This is a genomic window from Brassicibacter mesophilus (assembly GCF_050433385.1).
Classification (GTDB): Bacteria; Bacillota; Clostridia; order Tissierellales; family Proteiniboraceae; genus Brassicibacter; species Brassicibacter mesophilus.
The window spans coordinates 1-1,412 of sequence record NZ_JBNPXI010000057.1 but is presented as its reverse complement, the minus strand read 5'-3'; the positions used below and the strand labels follow the sequence as shown (position 1 = coordinate 1,412).

Genomic DNA, 1,412 nt, shown 5'->3' with positions numbered 1-1,412 from the left:
AAAACTGCACAGCAAACAGCTGGTCAAGTCCTCGACCTATTAGTATCACTTAGCTTAAGACATTGCTGCCCTTACACCTGTGACCTATCAACCAGTTAGTCTTTCTGGGGTCTTACTCTGTTAACCAGATGGGAAATCTAATCTTAAGGGAGGCTTCGCGCTTAGATGCCTTCAGCGCTTATCCCGTCCAGACTTAGCTACTCAGCCATGCCCTTGGCAGGACAACTGATACACCAGTGGTCTGTCCATCCCGGTCCTCTCGTACTAGGGACAGCTCCTTTCAAATTTCCTACGCCCACGACAGATAGGGACCGAACTGTCTCACGACGTTCTGAACCCAGCTCGCGTGCCTCTTTAATGGGCGAACAGCCCAACCCTTGGAACCTGCTACAGCTCCAGGATGAGACGAGCCGACATCGAGGTGCCAAACCTCCCCGTCGATGTGGACTCTTGGGGGAGATAAGCCTGTTATCCCCAGGGTAGCTTTTATCCGTTGAGCGATGGCCCTTCCACTCGGTGCCACCGGATCACTAAGTCCAACTTTCGTTCCTGCTCGACCTGTATGTCTCGCAGTCAAGCTCCCTTCTGCCTTTACACTCTACGCACGATTTCCGACCGTGCTGAGGGAACCTTTGAGCGCCTCCGTTACTTTTTGGGAGGCGACCGCCCCAGTCAAACTGCCCAACTGACAGTGTCCCAAGACCGGATTCACGGTCTCTGGTTAGAACTTCAGTATCATAAGAGTGGTATCCCAACAGTGACTCCACCGAAGCTGGCGCCCCGGTTTCTAAGTCTCCCACCTATCCTGTACATATGATACCAAAATCCAATGTCAGCCTGCAGTAAAGCTCCATGGGGTCTTTCCGTCTAGTCGCGGGTAACTCGCATCTTCACGAGTACTACAATTTCACCGGATCTCTTGTTGAGACAGTGCCCAAATCGTTACACCTTTCGTGCGGGTCGGAACTTACCCGACAAGGAATTTCGCTACCTTAGGACCGTTATAGTTACGGCCGCCGTTTACTGGGGCTTAAGTTCATTGCTTCGCTTGCGCTAACAATTCCCCTTAACCTTCCAGCACCGGGCAGGTGTCAGCCCCTATACATCATCTTTCGATTTAGCAGAGACCTGTGTTTTTGGTAAACAGTCGCTTGGGCCTCTTCACTGCGGCCAGAATAAACTCCAGTGGTAAACACTTTCATCTCTTCTGGCACCCCTTCTCCCGAAGTTACGGGGTCATTTTGCCGAGTTCCTTAACAAGAGTTCTTCCGCTCGTCTTAGGATTCTCTCCTCGCCTACCTGTGTCGGTTTGCGGTACGGGTACCTACTTGCTCGATAGAAGCTTTTCTCGACAGTGTGGAATCAGTTAGTTCGCTACTTAAATTTCGCTCCCCATCACCTCTCAGAATTGT

The 1,412-nt window shown here is 51.3% G+C and carries 1 rRNA gene; it reads right to left on the bottom strand.

The annotated features are described in order from the left end of the window. Positions 1-19: 19 nt before the first annotated feature. Positions 20-1,412, bottom strand: a 23S ribosomal RNA gene (locus HNR33_RS22780); the annotation flags it as partial.